This is a genomic window from Kitasatospora sp. NPDC058170 (assembly GCF_042883905.1).
Lineage (GTDB): Bacteria > Actinomycetota > Actinomycetes > Streptomycetales > Streptomycetaceae > Kitasatospora.
Window position 1 is genome coordinate 91104 of record NZ_JBHVUV010000038.1, and the last position, 6784, is coordinate 97887.

Here is a 6784-nt window from a genome sequence, read left to right on the forward strand (position 1 = left end):
ACGACGAGACGGGCGCCGACGAGACCGGCACCGACGGGACCGACAACGACAAGACCGACAACGACAACGACAACGGCGACACCGGGACCGAACGAAACGCGGGACGGACGCAGGACACGAGACCGACGCGGGACCGGACAGGACCGGGACCGCCACGACCGAGGCCGAGAGGAGCGCGCCATGACAGGGGAGCAGCCCGACGACGGCACCGCCGCCGAGCGCGCCTGGCTCGCCTCCTACGACCCGCGCGCCTACACCCCGGTCGCCGTCACCGTCGACGTCGTCGCCCTGACGCTGCGCCACGGCGACCTGTACGTCCTGCTCGTCGAGCGAGCCGCCCCGCCCTACCAGGGCTCCTGGGCGCTGCCCGGCGGCTTCCTGCGGGCCGGCGAGGAGGGCCTCGCCGAGGCCGCCGCCCGCGAGCTCGCCGAGGAGACCGGCCTGCAGGCCGCCGACGCCGAGGCCGCCCTCAGCCGCATCCACCTCGAACAGCTCGGCACCTACGGCGCACCCGACCGGGACCCGCGCATGCACGTGGTCTCCGTCGCCTACCTGGCCTTCGCCCCCGACCTGCCCGACCCACAGGCAGGCTCGGACGCGGCGTCCGCCGCCTGGCACCCCGTCACCGGCCTCGACCTCCGGCCGCCCACCGGCCGCCCCCAAGCCGCCGGTGTGCCCGTCGACACCCACGGGGGTGGCGTCGACGGGCACACCGGCCCCCGGCCCGACGGGGCCGCACCGACAACGCTCGCCTTCGACCACGCCCGCATCCTCGCGGACGGCCTCGACCGCGCCCGCGCCAAGATCGAGTACAGCCCGCTGGCCACCGCCTTCCTGCAGCACGACTTCACCATCCCCGAGCTGCGCGCCGTCTACGAGGCCGTCTGGGCGGAGAAGCTCCACCCGGGCAACTTCCACCGCAAGGTGCTCTCCGTCCCCGGCTTCGTCGAGAGCACCGGCACCACCACCGAGCGCGGCGGCGCCCGTGGCGGCCCGCGCGCCCGCAACTACTGCGCGGGCGACGCCCAGCTCCTCCACCCCGCGCTGCTCCGCCCCACCCGCGAGGACGAGATCCACTGACCCGCTCCCCGGGCCCCACCCGCCCCAACTACCATCCGCCCATGACCACACACGAGGCGCGCCCGGCGGCCCACCGGCCCAATTCCCACTGCCACTTCTGCGGCACCCCCTACCCGCCCGGCACCTCGGCCTGGCCCCGCACCTGCCCCGGCTGCGCCGAGATCAGCTACCGCAACCCGCTGCCCGTCGTGGTCACCCTCCTCCCGGTCACCGACGCCGGCGCCGAGCCGCGACTCGTCGTCATCCGCCGCACCATCGAGCCGGGCTACGGCGAGCTCGCCCTCCCCGGCGGCTACGTCGACTACGGCGAGAGCTGGCAGCAGGCCTGTGTCCGCGAACTGCGCGAGGAGACCGGCATCCTGGCCGACTCCACCGACGTCACCCTGGTCGCCACCGACACCGACACCGGGGGCGGCTTCCTCTGCCTCTTCGGCCTCCTCCCCGCCCGCCCCCTCGTGGACCTGCCGCCCTCCCGGCCCACCGACGAGACCGAGGGCTGGCAGCTCGGCACCCTCCACACCCCGCTCGCCTTCCCCTTCCACACCCGTGTCTCCCGCTCCTGGTTCAACGGCGAGTACGCCCCGCGCTGAGCGGCCGCTGACCAGGCCCGCACCCCCGGGAGCAGACCCTGGCGCACCGGGCGATCACATGGCAGGGTCTGCACCGACAGCCCCAACCGGACGGGCCCTGCCACAAGCAACCCCGTCCCATTCCACCGGCCGGGAGACCACCACCGTGAGCACCCCACCCCAGGACCAGCCGCTCTGGCGCCCCACCCCCGCTCGCGCCGCCGCCGCCGGCCTCGTGGCCTTCCAGGCCTGGGCCGCCGAACACCACGGCGCACCGGCCGCACCCCTCGCCCCCGTGGACGGCGACGAGCAGGCCGCGGAGCGCTACGCCGCCCTGCACGCCTGGTCCACCGAGGACCTCGACCGCTTCTGGACCGCCGTCACCCAGTGGTTCGACGTCCGGTTCACCCAGCAGCCCGAGGCCGTCCTGGCCGACCCGGCCATGCCCGGCGCCCGCTGGTTCCCCGGGGCCCGCCTCAACTACGCCGAGCACGCCCTGCGCCACGGCGAGCCCGGCCCCGACGGAACGCCGTCGCCCAACGCGGACAAGCCGGCCGTCCTCCACCTGGACGAGACCACCGAGCAGCCGACCACCCTCACCTGGGCCGAACTCCGCCGCCAGGTCGGCTCCCTCGCCGCCGCCCTCAGGGCCCGCGGCATCGGCCCCGGCGACCGAGTCGGCGCCTACCTGCCGAACATCCCGCAGGCCGCCGTCGCCTTCCTCGCCAGCGCCGCGGTGGGCGCCGTCTGGACCAGCTGCGCCCCCGACTTCGGCGCCCGCAGCGTCCTCGACCGCCTCCAGCAGATCGAACCCGCCGTTCTCTTCGCCATCGACGGCTACCACTACGGCGGCAAGGACCACGACCGCACCGAGGTGGTCGCCGAGCTGCGCCGCGAACTGCCCACGGTGCGCACCGTCGTGCACGTCCCGCTGCTCGGCGCCCCCGCCCCCGAAGGCGCCCTGCACTGGGACGACCTGGTCGCCGACGACGTGGCGCCGGTCTTCGAACCGGTCCCCTTCGACCACCCGCTCTGGGTCCTCTACTCCTCCGGCACCACCGGCCTGCCGAAGGCCATCGTCCAGAGCCAGGGCGGCATCCTGCTCGAACACCTCAAGCAGGCCGGCCTCCACCTCGACCTCGGCCCCGAGGACCGCTTCCTCTGGTACACCTCCACCGGCTGGATGATGTGGAACTTCCTCCTCGCCGGCCTCCTCACCGGGTCCACGATCGTCACCTACGACGGCAGCCCCGGCCACCCCGACACCGGCGCTCTCTGGTCCGTCGCCGCCCGCACCCGCGCGACCGTCCTCGGCACCTCGGCCGCCTACGTCATCGCCAGCCGCAAGGCCGAGCTCCACCCCGGCCGCGACCTCGACCTCGGCGCCGTCCGCTGCATCGGCACCACCGGCTCCCCGCTCCCGCCCGACGGCTTCCGCTGGATCTACGACGAGGTCAAGGAGGACGTCTGGCTCGCCTCGGTCAGCGGCGGCACCGACGTCTGCTCCTGCTTCGTCGGCGGCGTCCCCACCCTCCCGGTCTACCTCGGTGAGATCCAGGCCCCCTGCCTCGGCGCCGCCGTCGAGTCGTGGGACGTCCAGGGCCGCCCGCACACCGACACCGTCGGCGAGCTCGTCGTCACCAAGCCGATCCCGTCGATGCCCACCGGCTTCTGGAACGACCCCGACGGCACCCGCTACCGCGACAGCTACTTCGAGATGTACCCGGGCACCTGGCGCCACGGCGACTGGATCACCGTCACCTCCCGCGGCACCGTCGTCATCCACGGCCGCTCCGACTCCACCCTCAACCGCCAGGGCGTCCGGATGGGCTCCTCCGACATCTACGAGGTCGTCGAGCGCCTGCCCGAGATCGCCGAATCCCTGGTCATCGGCCTGGAGGAGCCCGACGGCGGCTACTGGATGCCGCTGTTCGTCGTCCTCGCCCCCGGCGCAGTCCTGGACGACGGCCTGATCGGCCGCATCCGCACCTCGCTGCGCACCGAGCTCTCCCCGCGGCACGTGCCCGACGAGGTCATCGCGGTCCGCGGCCTGCCGCACACCCTGACCGGCAAGCGCATCGAGGTCCCGGTGAAGCGCCTGCTCTCCGGCACCCCGCTGGAGCAGGCCGTCAACCCCGGCTCGGTCGACAACCTCGACCACCTGCGCTTCTTCGAGCAGCTCCGCCTGGACCGCCAGGCCTGACCGCACAAGAGCCCGACCGCTCGAGAGCCTGACCGCACGCGAGAGGGGCCGCCTCCACCCACCGGTGGAAGCGGCCCCTCTCGCGTACCGTCCTACTGTCCTGCCCGTCCCGTCCGGGCTACTCGCCCGACAGCACCTGCTGCGCCGCGGCCCGCGCCTCGTCGGCACTGTCCGCGGCCCGGGCGGCCTCGGCGGCCCGGCGGCACTGGGCCAGGGTGTACTTGGCCAGCGCGGTCCGGACATAGGGGATGGACGCCGCGCCCATGGACAGGCTGGTCACCCCGAGACCGGTGAGCACGACGGCCAGCAGCGGGTCGGAGGCCGCCTCGCCGCACACGCCGCAGCTCTTTCCGGTGGCCTGCGCGGCCTCGGCCGCGAGCGCGACCAGGTCCAGCAGCGCCGGCTGCCACGGGTCCTGCAGCCGGGCCAGCGCGCCGACCTGGCGGTCGGCCGCGAAGGTGTACTGCGCGAGGTCGTTGGTCCCCAGCGAGAGGAACTCGACCTCCTGCAGGATCGAACGCGCCCGCAGCGCGGCCGACGGGATCTCCACCATCGCGCCGAACTTGGCCTGCAGCCCGGCCTGGCGACACGCGTCCGCGAAGTCCTTGGCGTCCTTGCGGTCGGCGACCATCGGCGCCATCACCTCAAGGTGCACCGGCAGGCCCTCGGCGGCCTTCGCCAGCGCGCGCAGCTGGGTCTGCATGACCTCGGGGTTCTCCAGCAGCGTGCGCAGACCCCGCACACCCAGCGCCGGGTTGGGCTCGTCCGCCGGCGTCAGGAAGTCCAGCGGCTTGTCCGCACCGGCGTCCAGGGCCCGGACCACGACCCGGCCCTCCGGGAACGCCTCCAGCACCTTGCGGTACGCCTCGATCTGCTTCTCCTCGCTCGGCGCCTTCGCCGAGTCGTCGAGGAAGAGGAACTCGGTGCGGAACAGGCCGACACCCTCCGCCCCGGCCTCCAGCGCGGCCGGCAGGTCCGCCGCGCCGCCCACATTGGCGAGCAGCGGCACCCGGTGCCCGTCCGAGGTCCGGCCCGGACCGGAGGACCCGGCCAGCGCGGCCTTCCGCTCGGCGGCGACGCGGCGCAGCTCGTCCTGCGTCTCCTGGGACGGCTCCACCAGCACGTCGCCGGAGCTGCCGTCGACCGCGACCACGGTGCCCTCGGCGACCTCGGCCGCACCGGGCAGGGCGACCACGGCCGGCACACCCATCGCGCGGGCCAGGATGGCGCTGTGGCTGGTCGGCCCGCCCTCCTCGGTCACGAAGCCGAGGACCAGGAGCGGGTCCAGCAGAGCCGTGTCGGCGGGTGCCAGGTCCCGCGCGAACAGGACGTACGGCTCGTCGCTGTCCGGCACACCCGGCATCGGCACGCCGAGCAGCCGTGCCACGATGCGGTTGCGGACGTCGTCCAGGTCGGCGACGCGCCCGGCCAGGTACTCCCCGGCGGAGGCGAGCAGCGCGCGGTAGGCGGCGAAGGCGTCGTACACGCCGCGCTCGGCGCTGCTGCCGACGGTGATCCGCCGGCTGACGTCGGCCATCAGCTCGGGGTCCTGCGCCATCAGGGCCTGCGCCTCGAGCACGGCCTGTGCCTCGCCGCCGGCCAGGTTGCCGCGGGCGATCAGGTCGGCGGCCACCGCCTCCACGGCCGCCTGGGCCCGGGCCTGCTCACGGGGGGCGTCCTCGGTGGGGATCTGGGTGGCCGGCGGCTCCAGCACCGCCGTCCCCATGTGCCGCACCTGGCCGATCGCGACCCCGTGGCTCACACCCACGCCGCGCAGCGTCTTCTTCATGTCACCTGTCTCCGCTGAGGTCAGCGGCCCCGCCGGGAACCGCTGTCTGCCGGGCCGCCCCGTCGAGTGCGGCGGGGCGGGTGTGTCGGCTCGGCTTTGGTTGTGGCGTGGACTCCGCCGATGCGCACCCGCGTCCCGGGCGCCGAGCAGCCCGGGGGAGAACAGAACAGAGAGGAGGGGTCAGCTCCAGCCGAAGAGGGCGTCGCCGACGGCGACCTCCCCGTCCTCCCGGACCTCGACGAGCGCGTCGGCGCCGGCCTCCAGCGCGACGATCGGCGAGATCGGCGACTTGCCGGCGGCCTCGACGGCGGCCGGGTCCCACTTGATGACGGCCTGGCCGCGGGTCACCGTGTCCCCCTTGTTGACGAGGAGCTCGAAGCCCTCGCCGTTCAGCTGCACGGTGTCGATGCCGAGGTGGGTCAGTACGCCGTGTCCGTCCGCATCCACCACGACGAACGCGTGGGGGTGCATGGAGACGACGACACCGTCCACCGGCGCAACGGCCTCCGTCGGCCGGCGCACCGGGTCGATCGCAGTGCCGGGGCCGACCATCGCGCCTGAGAAGACGGGGTCGGGCACGCCGGCGAGCCCGACGACACTGCCGGTCAGCGGCGACGTCACAGTGGTCATGGTTGAGCCTCCCAAGTGCGCAGTACAGCGAGCGGCCGCAAGCAGCGGCAGGACGATCGACTGAAGCCTAAATCATGTCAACTTCGGACATCTGCTGACATAGCCGGGCCCAGGGCCCTCAAAGTAACGACGGTTGCCAGGGCGCCGGGCCGACGGTTCGTCGGCTGAAGTGGTCTAGTCCTCTGGTCGATGCGCCGCACTCTACAGGCATCTTGCCGGACCGGAACCATTGCTGTATATGCTCGCGAGAGCAACAAATCATGCGGCCGACCGGGTGATGGTGGTGCGGCTCGATTCGCACTCGGGCCGGGGACCCGCTATGGTTGGGCGAGTCGCCACGAGTTGGCGGTTAACACCAGGTTTCAGATACGAAAAGCGCCGGTTAAGAACTGGCAAACGGATCTGCTAAGCTGGAAATACGAAAGAACGAAGCGCCCGGAGGGCCTGCTGGAAGGCAGACCGAAGGAAGTGTCCGTTCCTTGAGAACTCAACAGCGTGCCAAAAGTCAACGCC

Annotated in this window: 5 protein-coding genes; 3 read left to right on the plus strand and 2 right to left on the minus strand. The window is 73.2% G+C overall.

Annotated elements, in window-relative coordinates; all coding sequences use genetic code 11:
• Positions 1-180: 180 nt before the first annotated feature.
• The 3 genes from ACFVVX_RS33025 (at position 181) to ACFVVX_RS33035 (ending at position 3852) form a co-directional block, all read left to right on the plus strand.
• Positions 181-1080: an NUDIX domain-containing protein gene (locus ACFVVX_RS33025; protein ID WP_387951085.1), complete on the plus strand. Its 900-nt coding sequence runs from the start codon at positions 181-183 to the stop codon at positions 1078-1080.
• 41 nt (positions 1081-1121) lie between these two features.
• Positions 1122-1670, plus strand: coding sequence for an NUDIX domain-containing protein (locus tag ACFVVX_RS33030; protein ID WP_387951087.1), 549 nt, complete (start codon positions 1122-1124; stop codon positions 1668-1670).
• 97 nt (positions 1671-1767) lie between these two features.
• Positions 1768-3852: an acetoacetate--CoA ligase gene (locus tag ACFVVX_RS33035; protein WP_387951103.1), complete on the plus strand. Its 2085-nt coding sequence runs from the start codon at positions 1768-1770 to the stop codon at positions 3850-3852.
• A gap of 118 nt (positions 3853-3970) precedes the next feature.
• On the opposite strand, the gene ptsP is transcribed toward ACFVVX_RS33035, so the two are convergent.
• Positions 3971-5641 carry a phosphoenolpyruvate--protein phosphotransferase gene (ptsP, locus tag ACFVVX_RS33040; RefSeq protein WP_387951089.1) on the minus strand — a complete coding sequence of 557 codons (1671 nt, stop codon included), beginning with the start codon at positions 5639-5641 and terminating at the stop codon, positions 3971-3973.
• A 180-nt stretch (positions 5642-5821) separates the two neighbouring features.
• Positions 5822-6271 (minus strand): PTS glucose transporter subunit IIA, encoded by a 450-nt coding sequence (locus tag ACFVVX_RS33045; RefSeq protein ID WP_387951091.1) that lies wholly within the window; start codon positions 6269-6271, stop codon positions 5822-5824.
• Positions 6272-6784 lie beyond the last annotated feature (513 nt).

Coding starts and splice junctions, on each gene's coding strand:
- ACFVVX_RS33025 (WP_387951085.1), top strand. CDS start 181: ATGACAGGGGAGCAGCCCGACGACGGCACCGCCGCCGAGCGCGCCTGG.
- ACFVVX_RS33045 (WP_387951091.1), bottom strand. CDS start 6,271: ATGACCACTGTGACGTCGCCGCTGACCGGCAGTGTCGTCGGGCTCGCC.
- ACFVVX_RS33030 (WP_387951087.1), top strand. CDS start 1,122: ATGACCACACACGAGGCGCGCCCGGCGGCCCACCGGCCCAATTCCCAC.
- ptsP (WP_387951089.1), bottom strand. CDS start 5,641: ATGAAGAAGACGCTGCGCGGCGTGGGTGTGAGCCACGGGGTCGCGATC.